This is a genomic window from Nonomuraea sp. 3N208 (assembly GCF_052245935.1).
Taxonomy (GTDB): domain Bacteria; phylum Actinomycetota; class Actinomycetes; order Streptosporangiales; family Streptosporangiaceae; genus Nonomuraea.
Genome location: NZ_JBQQBR010000031.1, coordinates 1 through 20,287, shown reverse-complemented (window position 1 = coordinate 20,287; position 20,287 = coordinate 1). Strand labels below are relative to the sequence as shown.

23 protein-coding genes, 4 tRNA genes and 1 pseudogene are annotated in these 20,287 nt (G+C 67.2%); 11 read left to right on the top strand and 17 right to left on the bottom strand.

Annotation, left to right across the window (positions count from 1 at the left end; genetic code table 11):
• Positions 1 to 53 precede the first annotated feature (53 nt).
• The 3 genes and pseudogenes from ACTWPT_RS38620 to ACTWPT_RS38610 all read left to right on the top strand — a co-directional run.
• Positions 54 to 764 carry an alpha/beta hydrolase gene (locus ACTWPT_RS38620; protein WP_443182464.1) on the top strand — a complete coding sequence of 237 codons (711 nt, stop codon included), beginning with the start codon at positions 54 to 56 and terminating at the stop codon, positions 762 to 764.
• A 55-nt stretch (positions 765 to 819) separates the two neighbouring features.
• Positions 820 to 2,022, top strand: coding sequence for a cytochrome P450 family protein (locus ACTWPT_RS38615; protein WP_443182463.1), 1,203 nt, complete (start codon positions 820 to 822; stop codon positions 2,020 to 2,022).
• A gap of 1,284 nt (positions 2,023 to 3,306) precedes the next feature.
• A pseudogene (locus tag ACTWPT_RS38610) lies at positions 3,307 to 3,429 on the top strand (site-specific integrase); the annotation flags it as partial.
• 215 nt (positions 3,430 to 3,644) lie between these two features.
• Here the strand turns inward: ACTWPT_RS38610 and ACTWPT_RS38605 are convergent.
• Positions 3,645 to 3,720: transfer RNA gene (locus ACTWPT_RS38605), tRNA-Lys, on the bottom strand.
• Positions 3,721 to 3,933: 213 nt separating this feature from the next.
• Positions 3,934 to 5,088 (bottom strand): acyl-CoA dehydrogenase family protein, encoded by a 1,155-nt coding sequence (locus ACTWPT_RS38600; RefSeq protein ID WP_443182462.1) that lies wholly within the window; start codon positions 5,086 to 5,088, stop codon positions 3,934 to 3,936.
• Positions 5,089 to 5,181: 93 nt separating this feature from the next.
• On the opposite strand from ACTWPT_RS38600, the gene ACTWPT_RS38595 reads away from it, so the two are divergent.
• Positions 5,182 to 5,478 (top strand): PspC domain-containing protein, encoded by a 297-nt coding sequence (locus tag ACTWPT_RS38595; RefSeq protein WP_443182461.1) that lies wholly within the window; start codon positions 5,182 to 5,184, stop codon positions 5,476 to 5,478.
• Here the strand turns inward: ACTWPT_RS38595 and ACTWPT_RS38590 are convergent, their stop codons facing one another.
• A complete protein-coding gene (locus ACTWPT_RS38590) occupies positions 5,479 to 6,762 on the bottom strand; it encodes an MFS transporter (RefSeq protein ID WP_443182460.1) in 1,284 nt (427 codons plus the stop codon).
• Positions 6,763 to 6,871: 109 nt separating this feature from the next.
• The gene (locus ACTWPT_RS38585) at positions 6,872 to 7,222 is read right to left on the bottom strand and encodes a metallopeptidase family protein (RefSeq protein ID WP_443182459.1); all 351 of its coding nucleotides are present in this window, start codon (positions 7,220 to 7,222) and stop codon (positions 6,872 to 6,874) included.
• 84 nt (positions 7,223 to 7,306) lie between these two features.
• On the opposite strand from ACTWPT_RS38585, the gene ACTWPT_RS38580 reads away from it, so the two are divergent.
• From ACTWPT_RS38580 to ACTWPT_RS38565, 4 genes are all read left to right on the top strand, one after another.
• Positions 7,307 to 8,815, top strand: a complete 1,509-nt coding sequence (locus ACTWPT_RS38580; protein ID WP_443182458.1) for a metallophosphoesterase family protein — start codon at positions 7,307 to 7,309, stop codon at positions 8,813 to 8,815.
• Positions 8,816 to 8,888, top strand: a tRNA-Glu gene (locus ACTWPT_RS38575).
• Positions 8,889 to 8,978: 90 nt separating this feature from the next.
• Positions 8,979 to 9,053 (top strand) — tRNA-Asp (locus tag ACTWPT_RS38570).
• A gap of 5 nt (positions 9,054 to 9,058) precedes the next feature.
• A tRNA-Phe gene (locus ACTWPT_RS38565) sits at positions 9,059 to 9,135 on the top strand.
• Between the two features lie 179 nt (positions 9,136 to 9,314).
• Here ACTWPT_RS38565 and ACTWPT_RS38560 read toward each other — a convergent pair.
• Both ACTWPT_RS38560 and ACTWPT_RS38555 read right to left on the bottom strand, forming a co-directional pair.
• A complete protein-coding gene (locus ACTWPT_RS38560; protein WP_443182602.1) occupies positions 9,315 to 9,821 on the bottom strand; it encodes a transposase in 507 nt (168 codons plus the stop codon).
• Positions 9,725 to 10,513 (bottom strand): helix-turn-helix domain-containing protein, encoded by a 789-nt coding sequence (locus ACTWPT_RS38555; protein WP_443182457.1) that lies wholly within the window; start codon positions 10,511 to 10,513, stop codon positions 9,725 to 9,727. Before ACTWPT_RS38555 ends, ACTWPT_RS38560 begins: the two co-directional genes overlap by 97 nt.
• A gap of 98 nt (positions 10,514 to 10,611) precedes the next feature.
• Here ACTWPT_RS38555 and ACTWPT_RS38550 point away from each other — a divergent pair, with 98 nt between their 5' ends.
• Positions 10,612 to 10,926: a hypothetical protein gene (locus tag ACTWPT_RS38550; protein WP_443182456.1), complete on the top strand. Its 315-nt coding sequence runs from the start codon at positions 10,612 to 10,614 to the stop codon at positions 10,924 to 10,926.
• A 698-nt stretch (positions 10,927 to 11,624) separates the two neighbouring features.
• On the opposite strand, the gene ACTWPT_RS38545 is transcribed toward ACTWPT_RS38550, so the two are convergent.
• The 11 genes from ACTWPT_RS38545 to ACTWPT_RS38495 all read right to left on the bottom strand — a co-directional run bounded on the left by ACTWPT_RS38545 (position 11,625) and on the right by ACTWPT_RS38495 (position 19,179).
• On the bottom strand, positions 11,625 to 12,896 hold the full coding sequence (locus ACTWPT_RS38545; protein ID WP_443182455.1) for a tyrosine-type recombinase/integrase: 1,272 nt from the start codon (positions 12,894 to 12,896) through the stop codon (positions 11,625 to 11,627).
• Complete coding sequence (locus ACTWPT_RS38540; protein WP_443182454.1) at positions 12,896 to 13,072, bottom strand: helix-turn-helix domain-containing protein; 177 nt, start codon at positions 13,070 to 13,072, stop codon at positions 12,896 to 12,898. Before ACTWPT_RS38540 ends, ACTWPT_RS38545 begins: the two co-directional genes overlap by 1 nt.
• Positions 13,065 to 14,405, bottom strand: a complete 1,341-nt coding sequence (locus ACTWPT_RS38535; RefSeq protein ID WP_443182453.1) for a replication initiator — start codon at positions 14,403 to 14,405, stop codon at positions 13,065 to 13,067. The genes ACTWPT_RS38540 and ACTWPT_RS38535 overlap by 8 nt, the downstream gene beginning before the upstream one ends.
• Positions 14,406 to 14,536: 131 nt before the next feature.
• Positions 14,537 to 14,659 carry a hypothetical protein gene (locus tag ACTWPT_RS38530; protein ID WP_443182452.1) on the bottom strand — a complete coding sequence of 41 codons (123 nt, stop codon included), beginning with the start codon at positions 14,657 to 14,659 and terminating at the stop codon, positions 14,537 to 14,539.
• A complete protein-coding gene (locus tag ACTWPT_RS38525; protein WP_443182451.1) occupies positions 14,656 to 14,994 on the bottom strand; it encodes a hypothetical protein in 339 nt (112 codons plus the stop codon). Before ACTWPT_RS38525 ends, ACTWPT_RS38530 begins: the two co-directional genes overlap by 4 nt.
• A gap of 14 nt (positions 14,995 to 15,008) precedes the next feature.
• Positions 15,009 to 15,665 (bottom strand): DUF2637 domain-containing protein, encoded by a 657-nt coding sequence (locus ACTWPT_RS38520; protein ID WP_443182450.1) that lies wholly within the window; start codon positions 15,663 to 15,665, stop codon positions 15,009 to 15,011.
• Between the two features lie 26 nt (positions 15,666 to 15,691).
• Positions 15,692 to 16,762 carry an FtsK/SpoIIIE domain-containing protein gene (locus ACTWPT_RS38515; protein ID WP_443182449.1) on the bottom strand — a complete coding sequence of 357 codons (1,071 nt, stop codon included), beginning with the start codon at positions 16,760 to 16,762 and terminating at the stop codon, positions 15,692 to 15,694.
• Between the two features lie 95 nt (positions 16,763 to 16,857).
• Complete coding sequence (locus ACTWPT_RS38510; RefSeq protein ID WP_443182448.1) at positions 16,858 to 17,025, bottom strand: hypothetical protein; 168 nt, start codon at positions 17,023 to 17,025, stop codon at positions 16,858 to 16,860.
• The gene (locus ACTWPT_RS38505) at positions 17,018 to 17,347 is read right to left on the bottom strand and encodes an SCO3933 family regulatory protein (RefSeq protein ID WP_443182447.1); all 330 of its coding nucleotides are present in this window, start codon (positions 17,345 to 17,347) and stop codon (positions 17,018 to 17,020) included. Before ACTWPT_RS38505 ends, ACTWPT_RS38510 begins: the two co-directional genes overlap by 8 nt.
• A 324-nt stretch (positions 17,348 to 17,671) precedes the next feature.
• Positions 17,672 to 18,868, bottom strand: a complete 1,197-nt coding sequence (locus ACTWPT_RS38500) for a helix-turn-helix domain-containing protein (protein WP_443182601.1) — start codon at positions 18,866 to 18,868, stop codon at positions 17,672 to 17,674.
• Positions 18,869 to 18,870: 2 nt separating this feature from the next.
• Positions 18,871 to 19,179, bottom strand: a complete 309-nt coding sequence (locus tag ACTWPT_RS38495) for a putative quinol monooxygenase (RefSeq protein WP_443182446.1) — start codon at positions 19,177 to 19,179, stop codon at positions 18,871 to 18,873.
• A gap of 174 nt (positions 19,180 to 19,353) precedes the next feature.
• Here ACTWPT_RS38495 and ACTWPT_RS38490 point away from each other — a divergent pair, with 174 nt between their 5' ends.
• Together ACTWPT_RS38490 and ACTWPT_RS38485 are read left to right on the top strand one after the other, a co-directional pair.
• Positions 19,354 to 19,803, top strand: a complete 450-nt coding sequence (locus ACTWPT_RS38490; protein ID WP_443182445.1) for an ATP-binding protein — start codon at positions 19,354 to 19,356, stop codon at positions 19,801 to 19,803.
• 51 nt (positions 19,804 to 19,854) lie between these two features.
• A partial coding sequence (locus ACTWPT_RS38485) for a transposase (RefSeq protein ID WP_443182600.1) occupies positions 19,855 to 20,287 on the top strand: 433 nt, incomplete at its 3' end.

The window sequence follows — 20,287 nt, the reverse complement described above, 5'->3', positions numbered from 1 at the left end:
CAATGCCGTATAGGCGGCGCGTATTCGCGGCCCTGCCATCCTGGCCGGGTGTCATGCGAAAACGGGGGGAGAACGTGGTGAACAAGGAGACGCTGGTGCTCGTGCACGGCGCCTGGCACGGACCGTCGTGCTGGGATCGGCTGGTACCCGAGCTGGAAGAACGCGGCTGGCGCACGTCCACGGTGGACCTGCCGAGCACGTCGGGGGATCCACACGCGGGGATGTACGACGACGCGCGGGCCGTACGGGAACATCTGCGCGCCATCGAGGGACCGGTCACCGTGCTCGCGCACTCCTACGGCGGCGTCCCCGTCACCGAGGTGGCCGAGACCGTGTCGAACGTGCGGCGGCTCGTCTACCTCGCGGCCCACATGCTGGAGGCGGGGGAGGCGGTGGTCACGCCGCTCGGCGGGCCGTGGTTCCCCCACGACGCCGAGCTGCTGCCGGCTCCTGAGCCGCCGGTCGAGGCGCTCTACCACGACGTACCCGCGCAGTGGGCGGAGGCGGCTGTCGCCCGGCTCAGGCCACAGAGCGCGCGTGCCTTCACCGAGCGGCAGACGCGGGCCTCGTGGCGAGCGGTGCCTTCCGCGCTCATCGTCTGCGACGATGACCGGAGCATGCCCGAGCTGTTCATCAAGCGGCAGCTCACGATGGCCGGGGTGGTCAGGCACCTGCCGGGGAGCCATTCTCCGTTCCTGTCGCGGCCGGGCGAGCTGGCCGGCCTCATCGACGAGGTGACAGACGCCCTGCCCGCCCGAGGCTAGCGGAGATCGTACGGCGGTCTCGGCGGGCGCCCGCCGAGCTGGAGAGAGGCGAACGTTGCGGTACAGCGAATCGGTCACGGACCCGGCACTCAACCTCGACCGGGCCTTCTTCCAGGATCCGCATCCGGTCTACCGGCGCGCCCGCGAGGCGGGGCCGGTACGGCCCGCGACCGCGCACCGGCGGCTCAGGGTCTGGCTGGTCACCAGGTACGCCGAAGCCAGGGAGCTGCTCAACGACCCCAGGCTGGCCAAGGACAGCGCCAGGGCGGTGAAGCTGTTCCCACCGGGGACGGCGGGGCCGTACGCCTCGTCGTTGTCGGCCCACATGCTCAACTCCGACCCGCCCGACCACACGCGCCTGCGCAAACTGGTGAACAAGGCGTTCACCGCCAGGACGGTGTCGCGGCTGCGCCCGCGCATCGAGCAGATCACCGACGGTCTGCTCGACGGCATGGCGGAGGCGGGCGAGTTCGACCTCATGGAGTCGTTCGCCTTCCCCCTGCCGATCGCCGTCATCTGCGAGCTGCTCGGCATCCCGGCCGCGGACCACGACGAGTTCAGGACCTGGACCGCCCCCTTCGTGGCGGCCTCGTCGGGCGAGGAGATGCGCGCGGCCCACGCGTGGATGCTGGCCTACCTGACGGGCCTCGTCGCCGCCAAGCGGGCCGCGCCCGGCGAGGACCTGCTGTCGGAGCTCGTGCACATCTCCGACGAAGGCGACCGGCTGACCGCGGACGAAGTGGTGTCCATGGCGTTCCTGCTGCTCGTGGCGGGCCACGAGACCACGGTCAACCTGATCGCCAACAGCGTGCTCGCCCTGATCGGCACCCCGGACCAGCTGGCCGCGCTGCGGGCCGACCCCTCACTGCTGCCGGGCGCGGTGGAGGAGTTCCTGCGCTTCGACGGCCCGATCAACATCGCGACCCTGCGCTTCACCACCGAGCCGATCCGCGTCGGCGACGTCTTAATCCCCGAGGGCGAGTTCGTCTTCATCTCCCTGCTGGCCGCCAACCGCGACCCGGACCGCTACCCTGATCCTGACCGGCTCGACCTCACCAGGCCAGGCGGCGGCCATCTGGCCTTTGGTCATGGCATCCACTACTGCGTGGGCGCGCCGCTGGCCCGGCTGGAGGCGCAGATCGCCATCGGAAGGCTGCTCGGCCGCTTCTCCAGCATCGAACTGGGCTCGCCCGTCCTGCAATGGCGCGCCAGCACCCTCATCCGTGGGCTGCACACCCTGCCCGTCCGGGTCCGCTGACGCGCCGTAGCGTCCTGCTTCGGCCGGACAGGACGTCCATGACCAGGTAGAAATCGCAGTGTGTCCCAAGCTGCGGCGGGCGGACGGCTCCTGGACCCCCAACCATGGCACGCGGCACGGAAAGGAAGAACTGCCCAAGGAGCCTGATGGAAAGCGCGTCTATCTGCGCCTGGGCGGGTTCAGGACCGAGAAGGACCTGATCGCGTTCTACGAGAAGGTTCTCCGGCTGCTCGACATCCCCGAGGCCGGCCCGGAGGGACACGAGGCGCGGATGGAGATCCGCGAGATGATCAAGGCAGCCAACAAGAAGCAGGCGCCGCTACCCGACTTCGATGAGCTGCGCCGCAAGTACACGAGCGGCCAGCAGCTCGGCTCCATGCTGTTCGGCGACTTCTTCGAGCAGTGCATGGAGACCCATGAGCGCACGGGCGATATCCACAAGACGACCCTGCGCGGCTACCGCAGCCACTACAAGCACCACCTGAAGGATGTGCTCGCCCACATCCGGATGGATCGGCTGTGGGTTTCGGTCCTGCAGCGCGTGTTCACGGTCATCGACGAGAAGAACGAGGCCATTCTGAAGGCGCGCAACTCGGAGGATCCCGAGGTGCGCGCCTCGGTGCGCGGCCAGCGCATCACCGGCCCGGCGACCAAGCAGCGTATCCGCGCCACCCTGTCCACCGTGCTGAGCGACGCCGTGCGTCAGCAGATCATCAGCACGAACAATGCCGCCGCGATCAAGCTGGACGCGGTGAAGCGGCCCAAGGCCCTCGTGTGGACGAAGCAGCGGGTGGAGGCGTTCAACGCCGAGTTCGCCGCCCGCCTGGAGACCGTGCGCGCGGAGGTCGGCGGGAAGAAAGTAAGCGCCGTTCGGGTGTGGGAGTCCGCCGAGTTGCGGCCGTCGCCAGTGATGGTGTGGACGCCGGTCCAACTGGCCGCGTTTCTCGACGCCGCTGCCGAGCACCGGCTGTATGCCTTGTTCCACGTCATAGCGTTCCGAGGGCTGCGCCGCGGAGAAGGGTGCGGTGTTCGCTGGGAGGACCTCAACACCGAGGAGCGGACCTTGGCCGTGGCCAAGCAGCTCGTTCAGATCGGCTGGGTCTTCGAGGAGGGCGATCCCAAGACCGAGGCCAGCGATGGCGTCGTGGCCCTGGACACCGGCACGGTGGCCGTACTGCAGGAACACCGGGTGCGGCAGAACGCCGAGCGCCTGCAGTGGGGTGAGGCGTGGACGGACACCAGCCGCATCTTCACCCATGAGGACGGTACGGAGCTGCACCCGGCGTGGGTCAGCGGTTGTTCTCCCAACTCGCCTACAAGGCGGGCCTACCGCCGATCCGGCTCCACGACCTCCGCCACTGTGCGGCCACGCTCGCCTACGCCGCCGGCGCGGACACGAAGATGGTGTCCACGATGCTGCGTCACAGTTCGACCAATTTGACCGAGAACACGTACACGACGGTCCTGCCGGAGCTAGCGCACGCCGCTGCCGACGCGAGTGTCGCGATCGTCCCGAGGGCGGTCTCTCAAACTGGCGGTCTCCCCTCGGTCTCCCAAGAGGTGTCCGGCGACCCTGCGGATTCCCAGAGCGAAGTGAAGTCCCTGGTCAAGAGGGTGAGAAGTGGTAGGGCGCCCGGGGCTCGAACCCGGAACCTACGGATTAAAAGTCCGCAGCTCTGCCAATTGAGCTAACGCCCCCACGTACAGCAAGGGTACAGAGATTACCGCCCAGTACGCGACGCGGTTCCCCGCCCCTCACAGTAACGGATCGACGCAGCCATCAGTTTCCTGATCGAACCAGAACCCGACGTTCAGGTCCAGGTCCAGGTCTGCCCGATACGCGGGCCCGAGCCGAACGAGACGCCCCGGGCGCACACACGTGGTGAAGATCCGGGATCGAAGAACACCGGCTCAACGGTACGCGGCGATCCCGGTGAGCGCCTCCCCGAGCACCAGCGTGTGAATTTCCTGGGTCCCTTCGTACGTCAGGACACTCTCGAGGTTGTTCATGTGCCTGATCACCGGATACTCCAGCGTGATCCCGTTCCCTCCCAAGATGGAGCGCGCCTGCCGGGCGATGTCCAGCGCCGCCCGTACGTTGGCCAGCTTGCCGAAGCTGATCTGCCGCGGCTCCAGCCGCCCCGCGTCCTTCAGCTCCCCGAGATGCAGCGCGGTAAGACCGGCCTGGGCCAGCCCCACGTACATCCAGGCCAGTTTCTCCTGCGTCAGCTGGAACGCCCCGATCGGCTTGTCGAACTGGACGCGGGTCTTCGCGTACTCGACGGCCGACTCCAGGCACGCGCGCGCGGCACCCACCACGCCCCAGACGATGCCGAAGCGGGCCTCCGACAGGCACGACAGCGGGCCCTTCAAGCCGACGACCCCCGGAAGCACAGCGGACTCGGGCAGACGCACATCGTCGAAGTAGAGGGATGAGGTGATGGAGGCGCGAAGGGACAACTTCTTGTGGATCTCGGGGGCGGAGAAGCCAGGGGTGGAGGTCGGCACGACGAAGCCGCGGATGCCCTCGTCGGTCTGCGCCCAGACCACGGCCACGTCGGCGATCGAGCCGTTGGTGATCCACATCTTGCTGCCGTTCAGGATCCAGTCGGATCCGTCCTTCTTGGCGTACGTCCGCATGCCGGCTGGATCGGACCCATGGTCCGGCTCCGTCAGGCCGAAGCAGCCGATCGCCTCGCCGGCGGACATCCGGGGCAGCCACTCATCCTTCTGCTCATCCGAGCCGTACCGCCAGATGGGGAACATGGCCAGCGATCCCTGGACGGACACGAACGAACGCAGCCCGGAATCGCCTGCCTCCAGTTCCCGGCAGGCCACGCCGTACGACACCGCGTCCGTCCCGGCGCAGCCGTACCCCTGGAGGTGCATGCCGAGCAGGCCTAGGGAGCCGAGCTCTGGCGCGAGCTCGCGCGCGGGGAAGGTGGCCTCCTCGAACCAGTCCCCGACGTGCGGGAGGATGCGGTCGGAGACGAAGGATCTGACCGTGTCGCGGATCAGCCGCTGGTCGGCGTTGAGCCGCTCGTCGAGGCGAAGCAGGTCGTCCATCGTGAATCCTCTCCTTACACGTAAGGGGTTACCAGGGTTCTACCAGGGGGAATCCCGATGTGCTAACACCGGGTACGCGGGCAGTCTTGAGACATGAGCGAATACCACGAGCACAACGTCAAGAAGCTCCGCCGCACCCACAAGGGCAGGATCGTCGCCGGCGTCTGCTCCGGCATCGGCGAGTACGTCGGAATCGACGCGAACATGATCCGCATCGCGCTGGCGATCGCGACGTTGTTCGGCGGCCTGGGCGTCGGCGTGTACGCGATCGGCTGGCTCCTCATGCCGGACGAGGACAGCGACACCTCCATCGTGCAGGACCTGGTCAGCAAGTCGCAGAACCGCGGCACGGGCACCGACTGGAGCGGCGAGCACAAGCCCCAGCCGTGATCACGCCGCGGCCCGGACACGCACCCGGGCGGCCTTGTCACCCCGAGACTCGGTCCAGACCATGGCGAGCGCGGCCGCGCAGGTGACCCCGGTGATCCCGGCCAGCGCGACCACCGGCTCAGGACCGAGTCTCTCCGCCGCGAACCCACCCACCAAGATCCCGATCCCCTGTACGGCCATCAGCCCCGACTGCACGATCCCGAACGCCTGGGCGCGACGTTCGGGCGGAACGGACTGGACGAAGGCGGCATTGGCCGCGAGCTGGTACGCCCCGCCGATCCCCGACAGAACCCACGCCGCCAGCACCACGGCCAGAGGCGGCCGCATCGCGGTCACGATCAGGGGCGCGCAGCTCAGCATGGCCATCCAGCCCATGAGCCGCAGCCGCCCCGGCGGTGACACGAACCTGCTGAAAAGGAACGCCCCCACCACCGTCCCGGTCGGCATCGCCGCCATGAGCAGCCCGGTGATCACCGGGACCGGCAACGTGCCCGTGTAGAGCTTGGCCGCGTACGGCACCGCGATGCCTTCGGGGAGCACGTAGAAGCCGCACAACCAGGCGAACAGGACAAGTGTCCGTAGCTTCTTCGACCCGAAGACGAGCCTGGCCCCCGCCCTGGTCATGGTCCACATGGACGGCTTCGAGGCGTCGTCGTTGGCGGCGCGCCGGCGGCGGACGCCGGAGATCAGGATCAACGCGGAGCCGAGGAACGTCGCCGCGTCGAGGGCGAGCGCCCGGTACGGGCCCATCGTGGCGATCAGCGCTCCGCCCGCCGCGAAACCGAGCATCTGAACGGCCTGGTTCGTCATGTTCTGGATGGCCGAGCCGATGACGTACCTGTCGCCTGCCAGGATTTCGGGCAGCAGTGCCGCCCGCGCGGCCGAGAACGGCGCGCTGAGCAGCACCACGAGGAACACCAGCGAGCACAACGCCCAGAACGGCATCCCGGGCACCGCCATCGCGGCCACCAGCCCCGCTCGGATCAGATCGCAGCTCAGCATGACGGCCCGGCGGGCGAACCGGTCCGCAAGCCCCGCCAGCAGCGGGCCGCCGACGATCGAGGGAAGGTACGTCAGCGCGTACACACCGGCCGTGGCGAGGGCCGAGTGCGTGCGGTTGTAGACCAGCACGGCGAGTGCGACCTGCGCGAGCTGGTCGCCGAGGAGCGACAGGCCCTGGCCGTACCAGAGTGCCCGAAACTCCCTAATGGCGATGACTTCCCGATACGTGGCTTGGTGTATGTCCGCACGTCGATGCCGTCCCGGCGCCCGTCGCGCCCGCATGGCCCCCATTGGACTCCGATGTGCCTGACTCAGGGTGTTCGCTATGTCACCTAAGGTGCCCGATCACTTGGTCAGCCGCAACCCAAAGAAGCCAACCAAAGGCAAAGGGTTACCACCCGAGCTCGTGGAGCCTTGCGTCGTCGATGCCGAAGTGGTGGGCGACCTCGTGGACGACCGTGATGCGTACCTCGTCGATCACGTCGTCCTCGGAATCGCAAATTTGGCATATGGGATTGCGGTAGATCTCGATGCGGTCGGGCAGGACTCCTGAGTACCAGTCGCCGCGTTCGGTGAGGGGGACACCGGTGTACAGGCCGAGCAGATGGGGCTCTGGCGGATCATCGACCACGACGACGACGACATTGCTCATGGCTGCCGTGAGGTCGGCGGGAATCGTGTCCAATGCCTCAGCCACGAGTTCCTCGAACTTGTCCCGCGATACCTCGATCACACTTGCCATTCTGCCCCGACGGTCAGGTAAGCAAGAAACCGTATGAAGTTCGTCCATAGATCCAAGGCAATCCTCCGATCGAGGCCGTCGAGAGTGGCGGCCGTACTGCTCGTCGCCGCTGTGGGCGCGTGGCTGGGGATCTTCTTCAGCGGCACCGTGCGTGCTCAGGTGGGTCCCGTCGAGACCGGCATGTCCCTCCGGCCAGCCTGGAACGGCGAGACGGTCGTGGACGCCAGCCCGCTCGGCACGCTCACGTTCCGCACCCACGACGCGCCGCTCCGGCTGCGCATCACGCTCGAGAACATCGACCAGGATCGCGCGAGGGCCTTCCTCGAGGATCCGCGCCTGGCGGACCGGCTGCCCCAGCTCATCGAGAGCGATCTGTTGGACGGTGCGCGGGCCCTCGTCATCCGCTCGCTCCTGTGCGCCGGCGCCGGGGCGCTGATCGCAGTCCTGATGGTCTTCAGACGCCCGCGCGTGGCCCTGCTGGGCCTCCTGGCGGCCTCCGTGGCGCTCGCCGGCACCGGCGCGCTCGCCGCGCTCACCTTCCGCCCGAACTCCCTCATGGAGCCTCGCTACTCGGGCCTGGTCGCCGCCGCGCCGTCTCTGGTGGGCAGCGCGGAGTCGATTGTGACGCGTTTCGAGTCGTACCGCTCCCAGCTCACCAAACTGGTTACGAACGTCTCGAAGCTGTACGACACTGTCTCAACCCTCCCCCTGTACGACGCCGACCCCAGATCCATTCGGGTCCTCCATGTCTCCGATATCCACATCAACCCGATCGCCTGGAACGTCATCCGCTCGCTCAAGGATCAGTTCGCTGTGGACCTGGTCATCGACTCGGGCGATATTTCCGACCATGGCACCAAGGCCGAGAACAAGTTCGTCGACGAGATCGGCCGCCTCGGAGTCCCGTACGTGTACGTACGCGGCAACCATGACTCCATGTCCACCCAGAGAGCAGTCGAGAGGCAGAAGAACGCCGTCGTCCTGGACAACAAGACCCAAACGGTGGCCGGACTGACCATCTACGGCCTGGGCGATCCCCGCTTCACCCCGGACCTGTCGGTGCCCGTCGACTCGAACCCGGCGACTCTGGCGCAATTCGCCCGTGCTCACCTCGGCAAGGTCGGCAAGGCCGACGTGGTGGCCGTACACGACCCGGACGTCGGCAAGGGTTTCACCGGCGCCGCTCCCATGATCCTGGCCGGCCACACCCATGAGCGCAAAACGACCATGTTCCCGTCCGGCACCCGCATGCTCATCCAAGGCTCCACCGGGGGCGCCGGCCTGCGCGCGCTCGAGCACGCCCAGCCCACCCCGGTCCAGGCCTCGGTTCTGTACTTCGACAAGGAGACCAAGCGCCTGCAGGCGTGGGACGACATCACGCTGGGCGGGTTGGGGGAGCAGTCGGTGTACATCCAGCGTCACGTGGAGCCCAACCCACAACGTATGATTTCTCCAGCGCCAACGAACGCCCCGTCGCCAACGGGATCGGTCACTGGCACTCCGTCGCCGCACGCCGGTCCGCCACTTTGGCATCAGGGGCAATCGTCCCCTATGCTTCAGAGGTCTCCGACGGAAGGCGACAGGGAATCCTGAGCCCCCATCGTCTAGCGGCCTAGGACACCGCCCTTTCAAGGCGGCGGCACGGGTTCGAATCCCGTTGGGGGCACCGCGAGCGTTTGGCGCACCGCAAAAACGGCTGGTCGAAGACCACCGCAGAGCTGGTAAGCTAAGCGAGCGCAAACAGCAAGAAACGCAAGGTCCTGTAGAGCAGTTTGGAGTGCTCGCCACCCTGTCAAGGTGGAGGTCGCGGGTTCAAGTCCCGTCAGGACCGCTCTAGGTCAGGTAGCTCAGTTGGTACGAGCGTCCGCCTGAAAAGCGGAAGGTCGGCAGTTCGACCCTGCCCCTGACCACCACACTTCACCAGCAAAGATGCCCCGGACGGATCACCGTTCGGGGCTTTTTGATCTCCGCTGACAGCAACAGTGACAGCAACGTCCTCGACTGTCTTCGCATCTTTTGGGGCCGGGACCACTAAGCGGTAGTCAGTGGGGCCGGGACCACTAAGTGGTCGTCTCCGTAAATCTCTCGGGGGTTACGCGGCTGGGGCGAGTACGGCAGGCTGATGCTCGCAGTCGATGGGCTGCTGGGAGTCGCGCTCTTTCTGTTCGTGTCGCTCGATCCGGGCCAGTAGGTCCTCGAGGTCGGCCGGGGTGAACTTCCATCGGAAGGGCCGGGCGGTCTCGTTGTAACGACGCTCGAAGGCGATTAGCCGGTCTTCGACCTGGTCAAGACTGGTGAAGTCGTTGGGTGAGACGACCTTGCGCTGCACGATGGAGAAGTAAATCTCCACCTGGTTCACCCAGGAGGCATGCACGGGCGTGTGCACCAGGACCGCGTTGGGGAAGCGGGCGGTGAGCCGGTCGGCGGCGGCCTCGCCGCGGTGGCTGGAGCCGTTGTCGACGATCCAGAACACCCGCCTGGCCGAGGCGTAGGCTTCTTGGGTCATGACCTGTTCGACCAGGTCCATGAACGGCACGATGCCGGTCTTGGGCGAGCAGCGGCCGAAAACGCGGGCGTGGTGGACATCGTAGGCGGCCAGGTAGGCCAGCGCGCCGCCGCGGTCGTAGTCGTGGTTGACGCGCATATCCGCGACCGTCCCGGCGGTAGGGTGGGGTGGCAGCGGCAGCGGGCCTGGGTAGAGGTCTTCTCATCGGCGCTGATCACGTACTCGTCGTCGCCGAGCGCGGCCCCGTCCCAGTGGCGGGCGTACAACTCCAGCACGCGGGCGGCCTTGACGCTGAAGGCCGGGTCACGGATGAAGATCCATGACTGGTGCTGCCAGGGCTTGAGGGTGTCCTCGGCCAGGATGCGGCGGACACTGGAGGCCGAGATCGCTGGGGCCAGGCCCCGGGTGACCACCTCGCGGGCCAGTTCGCTACTGCTCCAGCGTGACAGCGGTGCGCCGGACTCGGCGGGCAGTTGGCAGGCCAGCGCCTTGACCTCGGCGATCTGGATGGGCGTGAACTGCCGGGGCCGGCCCGGTCGGCGCCGGTCGCCAAGGCTGGCCGGGCCTTTGCGGCTGTCGTAGCGGCCCCGCCATAAGCGGACGGTGTCCACGCTCACCTGGTGCCGCCGGGCGATCGCGTTGTTGGAGTAGCCGTGTGCGGCGTCCAGCACGATCCGGGCACGGATCACCAGTTGGTGGGCAGCGGTGTGGGAGTGGGCGATCTGCTTGAGCCGTCGCCGTTCGGCGGCGGTCATGGTGATCTGGCGAGCGGAGGGAGCGGGCACCGGGGTCTTTCGGGATCGGGCGGGCAGACCTCGTCGAGGTTGCCCGATCATGGTCGGGATGTGCCGGTGCGACACGCCGGTAGGGCACGATGGTCGGTATGCCCGCGATCCCCGCGTCCACCAAGATCTCCCTGCAGCAGCGGCTGTGGGAGCGTGCCGAGCAGAACTGGCCGCAACTGATCGGGGTGAATGTCCGTTTCTGCGCCCAGTTCGCCTATGTCGACGGCGAGCTGCGCGACGGTGAGCGGCTGCCCTTGCTCCGCCTGCGCTACGGCGGATCGGCTCACCGGTGGGGCTCGGCGATCTACGTGGCCGGCAACGGGAAGTATGAGGACCAGATCTGGTTCACCGGCGAGGTCGAGGATGTTTTCGACCTCGCCGGTGACTTGCACATCGCCAACGCTGACCTCTGATCACGCAACCGCATCCCCACCAGTCAGAAGTCAACCCCGAGAGACTTCCAGGCGAGACCACTAAGCGGTAGTCAGTGGGATCGGGACCACTAAGCGGTAGTCAGTGGGATCGGGACCACTAAGCGGTAGTCAGTGGGATCGGGACCACTAAGCGGTAGTCAGTGGGATCGGGACCACTAAGCGGGGTCACCATCGGAAAGCTTTGTAGTCGTGCTTACATCTGGGCTACGCTAAGTACCTGTACAGAAGTCGTGTACACGCGCTTTGGCCGGCTCAGCTGGATGCCGAACCGGCCAGTCGTGGGTGCCTGTCTTTAGCGCTCCTGTAGGAGTCGCATTATGGTCGCCACCAAGCTTCCGAGGGCTGCGGCAACCTTGAGGGCGGGCACCACCCACGCACGTTCACTTGCAGGCTGCTTCCGACGTCGCTTCGGCACTGAACTTCACCTCCTCACCGCGGCTGAAGTGCCGCTGCAGCAGGCACCCAAGTGACGCTGTGAGGAGCGAGGCGAGTGGTGTTGCGAGCCAAGCTGTTGCGAACGTATGGACAATCATAGGGATGTTTGCGGTACTCCCGCCGCAATGAACGGCACTTTTCCAGCGATCTGAGTCAGCCGTCCTTTGTCTTGAATCCCGTTCTTGGCACAGAAAAAAAGACATATCGCCCTTGCGGTGCATTACGGGCGATATGTCTTTGGCTTATGAGAGCGCAGTGCTGAGCTTCCCCAGGGCAAGGCGTTTATCGTCGAGGGAGGCGTGGGCGTAGATCGTCATGGTGACTTCGATGTCGCTGTGGCCGACAATGTCGCGGACAACCTGGGGTGGCGTGCCGAGGTTGAGCAAGAGCGTCACACAGGTGTGGCGGAGGTCGTGGAACCGCATCTCGCCGAGGCCAGCGGCCTTGCGGATCGCTCCCCAACTTCGCCGTAGGTTGTCCGGCTCCATCGGGGTGCCGCACCGCGAGGGGAACACCAGGCCGTGTTCCGTCCACTCCTCCCAGCGGTCCGAGCGTTCGGCGAACAGCTTCTTACGGTGTTCCCGCAGGGCCTCCACACAGATGGGCGGCAGCGGGACGGTCCGTTCCGAGTCGGAGGTCTTGGGACGGACGAACTGGAGGCGACCCGCGACCCGCTGGAGGCTTTGGACCACTTCCAACTTGCCAGTCTCAAGGTCGACGTCCGTCCAGCGGAGCCCGAGGAGTTCCCCACGACGCAGGCCGAGGCAGAGCGCCAGGACGTACAGCGCGTAGAGGCGGTGGTCCCGAGCGACCTTGAGGACGGCGCGGGCCTGCGGGACGGTAAGGCCGCGATTGACCTTGTACTTGGGCACCGGGACCTTGACGAGCTTGGCGACGTTGCGCGCGATGATCTCCTCGCGTACGGCGCACTCCAAAGCGTTCCGCAGGACCGCATGTATGGACTGGACCATGCGGGTGGACAGGCGGGACTCGCAGCACTGCCCGCTCTTCAGGGCGCAGCACACTGGCTTCTCGCGGGAAGCATCCCAACCGTTTCGGCAGCACTGGCATTCGGAGCGGACGCGGTTGATGAAGAGGCGGACGTCCTGGGCGGTGAGCTTGCCGAGGCGCTTCTTGCCCAGACCAGGGATGAGGTGAAGCCGGACGACGCCCTCGTACCCCTGGTAGGTCTTGGGGCGCCGCTCCTGGCTGACGATGTGCTTGAGCCAGTACGTCAGGAAGTCGGCCAGCGTCCAATTCTCGGACGAGACGGGTATGCCCTCGTCGGCCTGGCGGAGAAGCTCGGTCAGTTTCTTCCTCGCGTCATCCTGGGTACGGGCGGAGCCCTGGACACGCTTGACGGTGCCCGCTGTGGTCTGAACGAAGGCGGCGTAGCCGTAGCGGCCGTCCTTGCGCGGCCAGATGCTTCCCTCGCCGTTTGAGCGCTTACGGATGCGGCGGCCGGTGCGGCGCTTGGGCTCTTCCTCTGGCGTGCCGAGTGTCGTCTTCGTCATCAGGCCACCTCTGCCAGGGTCTTGATGCACTCGTTCAGCGCCTCGACCTCGATGAGGCGACGGCGGCCGATCTTGAAGCTTCGGAGTTGGTTTGAGCGGATCAGGGTGTAGAGGGTCCACCGGCTGACGCGGAGCCGCGCAGCGGCCTCGTCAACGGTGAGCACGAGGTCATTCATGGGTGGCCTCCGATCGAGCTGGACCTGAGAGCGGTGTACCGGTGATGGCGGCGGCGAGGAGCTGGTCGCCAGCGGAGAGCCCTTGTCCGACGTAGGCCCAGTGGGCGATCACGAGGACGGTGTCCTCGTCGAACAAAGGCAGACGGCCCGTGGTGATCTCCTGGTTGCGCATGTGCTGCTCGCGCGCGGCGCGGAGTTCGCCAAGGGTGGTGGAGTAGTGGCGGCTCTTGGTGGAGAAGTGGCCGCGGAAGCCGAGCATGTGAGCCCAGTGGGTGAGCCGTAGGTCGGCAAGGCCGGGATGGCTGCCCAGGCGCATGCAGGCGGCGATGAGACGGCGGGCGTGCTCGCGCACCGGGAGTGCGGCCAGGTTGTCCAGGGGCTGAATGCGGCGGTCCAGGGTGCCGACGCATTCGGCGGCCTTGGTCGCGTACTTGGCGATGTAGGCGGCGACGGCTTGTTCGGTGAGGTCGCCGTCCAGGGTGATGTGGCGGACGTCGAGTTGTGCGCCCCAGCGGAAGGTTCGGCTGAGCGGTTTGAGCTCCGCAGTTACGGCCGTGGCAGCGTGGCGGACGGCTTGGGTCAGGGCGTCGGTGGTTGCCCAGGTTGGTGGTGGCGAGTTGGGGCCGTCGGGTCCGTCGAGGCGGATGACGGCGTGGAAGTGGACGACGCCGCGACGCTGGTACTCGGCGACCTTGGCGAAGGCGATGCTGACGTGTTCACGCAGGGCTTTGACGGTCAGGCCGTTGAGCTTGGCGAAGCGGCGGCGTAGGGCGAGGGTGAAGCGGCGCCATAGCTCAGGGCTGAGGGCGTTGAACAGGACTGAGCCGTCGTAGTCGTAACAGTCGGGGCACAGCGGCTCGCCGAGGCGTAGGTCGTCGGTGCTGTGCCGGTCGGTGCAGGACATGGCCCGTCCGTGTGGGCAGGTCGGGGCGTCGCGACGAGCGTGGCAGGGCAGGGCCTTGCCGTTCTTTTCCCGCCGCGCGTGGACGGCTCCGAAGGACGGCGCGGTGAGGGTGACGAACAGGCACGGATGCGAGCTGACCGTCTCGGGGACGCCCTTGCCGCCGACGAGGCCAGCGCGGACGAGTTGGTACGTGTCGGCGCGGTAGACCTCGGCGCAGGCCGGGCAGCGCGAGGCACGGCGCGTCTTGCACGGCACGCGGAGCACGCCGCCTGGTTCGGTGGTGGTGGAGTAGCGGTGCAGGAGGTGGCCGGTGACCTGGTCGTAGTGCTCGACCTTGCCGCGCAGGTGAATGGGCTGGCGGCAGCCGCCGGTGCGTTTGATCTGGTTGGCCCAACGGTCGTAGTCGGGTTGGTTGAGTCGGTGGATCATTCCAGCCACGGCGTGGCTGTGGGCAAGGTGGGGCAAGATGAGTCCTGTCCTATCCAGTTGCTGGTGTGGATGGCCCCCGGCCTGGCGCGGATCTTGGCGGATGTGTGGCCAGGCGGGGGGCGCTACAGCGGCTATGCGCCGCGGTTGTCGATGCCGGTGCCGTCGCAGTCGGCGCAGGTCTGGTCGTCGGTGATTCCGGTGCCGTTGCAGGTGCAGCAGCGGTAGTGGATGACGGCTGCGGTGTCTGGGTTCATTGGTCTTCGCCTGGGCTGTAGGGCGTGACGCAGTCTCGGTAGCTGTCGTGGGCGTCGTACCGGGCGCGGGACTCGGCGAGGATCGCCACGGCGCGGTACTCGATCGGGCCGAGGTACAGCGAGGTCGTGTAGTGGCCGGCCTTTCCATCGACGTGGCTGCCGAGCAGTGCGGCCATGCGGTGGATCTCGGCGCGCATCTCGGCGTCCTGGGCGTCGCGTACGAAGTGATGAACGACGGTGCTTCGTGGGATCGGGATATCCGGGCGGGCTTCCAGCAGTTCGGCCAGGGCGCGCAGCCCGGCGATGAACGCTGGCCGTGAGTGCATGGTGGACATCGATGGCGTTCCTCTCAGTGGGCTTGGGCGGGTTGCAGGACGTGGAGTAGGTCGGTGGCGAGTTGCTCGGAGACACCCAGGCGGGCACGGATGAGGTCTGCGGAGATCGGTTCGCCGTGCTTGGCGTGGTGCTCGTCGGCGACGCGGCGGGCGTAGTCAACGAGGGCCGGGTCTGGTGTCGGGCTGTCGTGCCGGGCCAGGACGTTCCGGGACTCTGCGGAGACGGCTGGGGACGTCTGCGCGGAGGGTGAGGACGTCTGCGGGACGTCTTGCGGTGTGTCGGTGCTGGTGGTCGTGGCGCGGCGTTCGAGCATCGACACCGCGACGAGGAAGGCTCCGGCCGGGGTGGCGGCGGTGATCCAGCCCCAGACGGTTGGTGTGGCTTGGGCGAGGTTGGCGGCCAGGGACAGGACGATTCCTCCGGTCAGAACGAGGACGGGCCAGGAGATCGGGCCGCGCCGGGTTCGTCCGGTCTTTCTGTCGCGTTGGCGTTCGCGGGCGGCCATGACGCAGGTCAGGTCGATGCAGATGGCGATGGCCCAGGACATCCAGCCCGTCTGTCCGTGTTCGCTGGCGGTGTCGCGGATGTGGGTGAACGAGCCTGCGCCCGCGATGAGTGCCAGGACGAGGACAGGGCCGGTGTCGAGGAGCCGTGCGGCGATGCGGTGCATCTCAACTCCTCCTCGCAGCGACCGGTTCAGGCGGTCTGCTGGTCGGGCGTTTCTACGGGTTGAGCGGTCATTACCTCGGACCAGGGCGGTGCCAGGTGTGCGTAGGCGGTGGCGGCCTGTTCGGCGGTCTGCTCGCTGACGTAGAAGGAGCGAGCGCGGTACCACTGGCCGTCCTGGCTGGCGACGATGGCGACGCCGGGTGTCTCGGCGGCGATGGCGCGGGCCGAGTCGAGCGCGGCCGAGTCGAGGTCGCCGAGGGTCATGGTGGCGGTTTCGGGATCGTTGACGCGGTGGCAGATGCGGCCCGAGCACTGGGCTCGCAGTGCGGTGACGCCGGGGCCGAGGTCGGAGCCGATCCGCTGGCCGCAGCAGAACAGGTAGATGCCGAAGGCCCGGCCGAGTTGGGCCACCCGTAGGAGCGCGGTGGAGGTCTTGGCGATCTCGTCCCTCTCTGACTTGTCGGCCATCAGGTACAGCTCGGCCAGCTCGTCCACCAGGACCACGATCGGTACCGGGCGCATGGTGGGCGGGAGTTGCCAGATGTTGCGGGCCGAGGCCATCCGGCACACGCCCATCCGGTCGGTCATGAGCGCCACCAGGTCATCCAGCAGCCCGCCGCACTCGGCCCGCGTAGTGGCCAGCGCGGACAGCCGTGGCGCGTACGGGGTGAACTCGACGCCGCCCTTGAGGTCGAAGCCGACCAGGGCGACCGGTTGCGGCGCAAGGCCGACGATGAGGGCGTTGGCGAGGTTGGACTTGCCGGACTGGGTGGCTCCCGCGTTGATCCAGTGCGGCACGGTACGAAAGTCGATGCCCCACGGCGTGCCGGTCTCCAGCCGTCCCACGGTGACCTTGAGCAGTTCTGTCGAGGGCGGCAGCTCATCCACCCTGATGAGTGGATCACGGACGGTGGCGGCCAGCCGTACCCGGCCAGGCTTGTCGGAGGAGACGCGCACGGCGTGCACGCCCCAGGAGTGCGCGAGGCGTTCGGCGGCCTCGGCGTAGTCGGCCGGGATCTGCCCTTCCAGGGTGCGCAGGGTGACGCGCCACCCGTGCCGGGTGGGCATGGGCAGCCACATGAACGGTTTGGTGTCCACGGCGATGCGCTGCCACTTGCGCCGGACGCGGACGACGCCGGTCGAGGCGACCAGGCCGGGGACGGTGGTGAACCAGAAGCGCTGGCGCTTCTTGGTCAGGTTGCAGCCGAGGCGACCTTGCGCCAGGACGCCCGGATGCGGATGGCCGTGATCGGGAAGCCGATGAGGAGCCAGAAGGAGCGGTAGTGGAAGCGGCGCCAGGCCCAGAGCCCGGCCGCGAGAGCGGCCAGGACTCCGAGCACCGCGTAGATCTGGTCAGACACTGGCGGCCTCCTGCAGCGGGAGCAGGGCGGTCGCGCGGTAGGAGATGCCCCACCGTCCGGCGATCTCCCAGACGTAGCCGAGCAGTCCGACCGCGTTGACCGCGTCGCCGGCCTTGATGGGCGGCTCCCCGGTGATACCGATCTTGACGAGTTCGATCCGGCCGAACTCGTCCTCCACCGAGACGGTGACCTCGTAGACGGTGTTGCCGTTCTTGTCGGTCTTGATCTCGCCGGTGTCCTTGTTGAGCACGCGAGGGCGCGGGGCCTTCACGCAGGTGATGCTGAGCTTGCTGACGTCCACAGGGATGGGGACGGTACGCATGGCGAATACACCTCTCGTCGGCCTGTTGATCAGGCGTTTCGGGACGAGGGAGGCCGTGCCGTCAGCTCGGAGGCGATAGCATCGAAGCGCCAACTAGGGTGCTAACGCATCCGGCCTGGGCGGGTCTCCCGCTCAGGCCACTTTCATGTGTGGCCTTCTTCTCCGCCTTCCGTGAGCGGACCTCCTTGATCCACCCCTGAAACGCGAAGAGCGTTCGTGCTGGGCTGCCACCCTCCGACTACGGAGAGTTCCAGCTACAACACGAACGCTACCTGATACTGAGAGTAATCGCTAGTACTTTGAGTACGTGTACCCGTACTTTTTCTACGCGCCTACTCGCTCGGCCAATTCCCGCAGCTCAGACGACGCCGGATCCTGCATGGACAGCAGGTCCGAGACCAGCTGACGCACCACCCGGTGGTTACGGATCTGCTCCGGTGTGATCGTCTCCGCTTCCAGGAGCTGTGCCACCGCCTCGTCCACTTGGCGGCGCTGGGCGTGCGCCCGTGCCAGATCCACCGCCAGCCGCGCCCGCCGCTCCGTCGACAGGGTCGAGGTGTCCACCGCGGCCCCGACTCGCAGCGCATGCCCGGCGTCGCCCAACTCCACCGCCACGGCCACCTCATGCAGCGCCACGTTGGCCGGCCCGAACTCGGTGTTGTAGTCGTTGCGCCCCTCGCCAACCCGCGACGCCATCTCACGGGCTCGCGACAGGTGCTCGTACGCCACATCGGCCTGATTGAGTCGCGAGGCGGCCACCGCCCGCTGCAAGGTCAGCCCGCCCCATAGGGACATCGCTTCCACGTTGCCCTGGTCGGTCAGGAACCACAGCGCCTCAGCCGTCGTGCGCGCCGTCTCCTCCGCCTGGTCGAAGTAACGTGCGCCCAGGAAGACGAAGCCCAGCCGGAACGCCCCGGCCGCCATCAGCAACGGATTGCCCGCCCGCTCGGCCGCACCGATCGCCCGATCCGCCGCGATCCACGCCGCCTCCGGCTCACCCAGCTTGGCCAGCGACGCCGAGCATGCCTGATACGTCACCGCCAGCAGCTCGTACAACTGCGTCTGTTGCTCAGCGGGCGCGGACCGGACGCCGTTCTCCAACGTGGGCACCAGCCCGCCCAGCAGCTCCGTCAACTCGACGTAGCGGCTTTGATGGGTGAGCTCCCAGGCGTGATCAACCCGCGGCTTGAGCTGGTCGGTCGGCGGCACCGGCGTGGCGTGCAACATGGCCCGCAGCGAGTGAGCACCCGACAGCACCAGACGGAGCCCGGCCGTACCGGGCGCCTCTTCGTTGGTGGCGGCGACCACGGGGGCCTCGGCGGCCAGCTCCGACAACGGCACATCCAGCGTGTCGGCGACCTTCTCCAGCACCGACATCCGGTCGATCTTGCGGACGCCACGCTCTACCTGGGAGATCCAAGCCACCGACCGATCCACCAGCCGGGCCAGCTCCGCCTGGGACAGGCCGCGCCGTTTGCGTTCCTGGGCGATGCGCCGTCCGAGCGCCCGCTGATACTCCATGGTCACGACGTCGTGCCCTTCCCGCTCTGCAGCTCCAACCAGTCGACCTCCACCGAGGCCAACAGCTCCTCGCGAGCGGCCAGGAAGCGCCTGGTGTGCTCGGTCTGCTCGTGGGCGTCGAAGGCGTTGCGGTCCCGGTACAGCTCGTAGAAGATCCGCTGGAGCGGCTGGCCGTCCACCCGGTGCGAGGCGTACACGATCGTTCCCGGCTCGTGCTGGCGGATCGCCTCGATTGTCTCACCGACGAGGGTGTCGAACGCCGCCGCGCTCTCCTCGTCCTTGCAGGTGAATCGCACCATTAGTCCGAACATGTACGCCCTCCTGGCTCGCCGTCACGATCTCGGATCCCGATGTCTTTACTCGACCAGTACTTATTGTGCGGCGCAAGTACATCAAGTCGCTTGTACTTGAAGTATAGCACTAGTACTTTAAGTGCAGATAGCGGATGGCAGTGCTTTGACCTGCATGAACGCAAGGAAACGGCGATGTCCCCAGCGCTGAACAGCCCCAAAGAGATCCACCGGTGGTGTCGCAATTTCCCCGGCACCAAGGCCCAGATCAGCGAAGCGCGCCGGTTCGTCAACAGCTATCTGGGCAACCGCCCCGAGACCTACACCGCCGAACTCGTCATGTCTGAACTCGCCACCAACGCCATCCGCCACACCCGCAGCGGCCAGGCCGGCGGCCGATTCGGCGTCACTCTCCACGCGGGCACCACGCTGCTGATCGTCGCCGTCCACGACGAAGGCGGCCCCTCCACCCCGTACCTATGCCAGGCCGAGGACACGGATCAGAGCGGCCGAGGGCTGCACCTGGTGGAGAACTTGACAATGCGTTGGGGGGTCCACGGCGACGAAGGGAGCAATGATCGAAACCTGTGGATCTGCCGGGAAGGGGTGTACCTTCCCGGATCATCCGATGTGGTTTCGAGATAAGGCCGACGCGCCAACGTCGGTCGGGAAGGCACACCCGTGCCGCTTACCGTAGTGCCCGAGCCGCCCGCTGACGACAGCAACCCCGCATCCGCCGGCTCTTCGTCGCTGATCGATCAGATCGTCCGCGACGGCGCCCGCAAGATGCTCGCCGCCGCACTCCAAGCCGAGGTCGACGCCTACATCGCCGCCTTCGCCGACGAACGCGATGACAACGGCCGCCGCCTGGTCGTGCGCAACGGCTACCACGCCCCGCGCGAGATCCTCACCGCGGCCGGTGCGATCGAGGTGAAGGCCCCGCGTGTCAACGACAAGCGCATCGACGAGGCCAGCGGCGAGCGCAAGCGGTTCTCCTCGGCGATCCTGCCCGCCTGGGCGCGCAAGAGCCCGTCGATCGGCGAGGTGCTGCCGCTGTTGTACCTGCATGGCCTGTCCAGCGGGGACTTCGTGCCGGCGCTGGGTCAGTTCCTCGGCTCGAGTTCGGGCC

What these genes read in the sequence shown, in the direction of transcription:
- ACTWPT_RS38620 (WP_443182464.1), top strand. Translation starts at nt 54, where the DNA reads ATGCGAAAACGGGGGGAGAACGTGGTGAACAAGGAGACGCTGGTGCTC.
- ACTWPT_RS38600 (WP_443182462.1), bottom strand. Translation starts at nt 5,088, where the DNA reads ATGGACGACCTGCTTCGCCTCGACGAGCGGCTCAACGCCGACCAGCGG.
- ACTWPT_RS38595 (WP_443182461.1), top strand. Translation starts at nt 5,182, where the DNA reads ATGAGCGAATACCACGAGCACAACGTCAAGAAGCTCCGCCGCACCCAC.
- ACTWPT_RS38590 (WP_443182460.1), bottom strand. Translation starts at nt 6,762, where the DNA reads ATGCGGGCGCGACGGGCGCCGGGACGGCATCGACGTGCGGACATACAC.
- ACTWPT_RS38585 (WP_443182459.1), bottom strand. Translation starts at nt 7,222, where the DNA reads ATGGCAAGTGTGATCGAGGTATCGCGGGACAAGTTCGAGGAACTCGTG.
- ACTWPT_RS38550 (WP_443182456.1), top strand. Translation starts at nt 10,612, where the DNA reads ATGCCCGCGATCCCCGCGTCCACCAAGATCTCCCTGCAGCAGCGGCTG.
- ACTWPT_RS38545 (WP_443182455.1), bottom strand. Translation starts at nt 12,896, where the DNA reads ATGACGAAGACGACACTCGGCACGCCAGAGGAAGAGCCCAAGCGCCGC.
- ACTWPT_RS38540 (WP_443182454.1), bottom strand. Translation starts at nt 13,072, where the DNA reads ATGAATGACCTCGTGCTCACCGTTGACGAGGCCGCTGCGCGGCTCCGC.
- ACTWPT_RS38535 (WP_443182453.1), bottom strand. Translation starts at nt 14,405, where the DNA reads ATGATCCACCGACTCAACCAACCCGACTACGACCGTTGGGCCAACCAG.
- ACTWPT_RS38530 (WP_443182452.1), bottom strand. Translation starts at nt 14,659, where the DNA reads ATGAACCCAGACACCGCAGCCGTCATCCACTACCGCTGCTGCACCTGC.
- ACTWPT_RS38525 (WP_443182451.1), bottom strand. Translation starts at nt 14,994, where the DNA reads ATGTCCACCATGCACTCACGGCCAGCGTTCATCGCCGGGCTGCGCGCC.
- ACTWPT_RS38520 (WP_443182450.1), bottom strand. Translation starts at nt 15,665, where the DNA reads ATGCACCGCATCGCCGCACGGCTCCTCGACACCGGCCCTGTCCTCGTC.
- ACTWPT_RS38505 (WP_443182447.1), bottom strand. Translation starts at nt 17,347, where the DNA reads ATGCGTACCGTCCCCATCCCTGTGGACGTCAGCAAGCTCAGCATCACC.
- ACTWPT_RS38500 (WP_443182601.1), bottom strand. Translation starts at nt 18,868, where the DNA reads ATGGAGTATCAGCGGGCGCTCGGACGGCGCATCGCCCAGGAACGCAAA.
- ACTWPT_RS38495 (WP_443182446.1), bottom strand. Translation starts at nt 19,179, where the DNA reads ATGTTCGGACTAATGGTGCGATTCACCTGCAAGGACGAGGAGAGCGCG.
- ACTWPT_RS38490 (WP_443182445.1), top strand. Translation starts at nt 19,354, where the DNA reads ATGTCCCCAGCGCTGAACAGCCCCAAAGAGATCCACCGGTGGTGTCGC.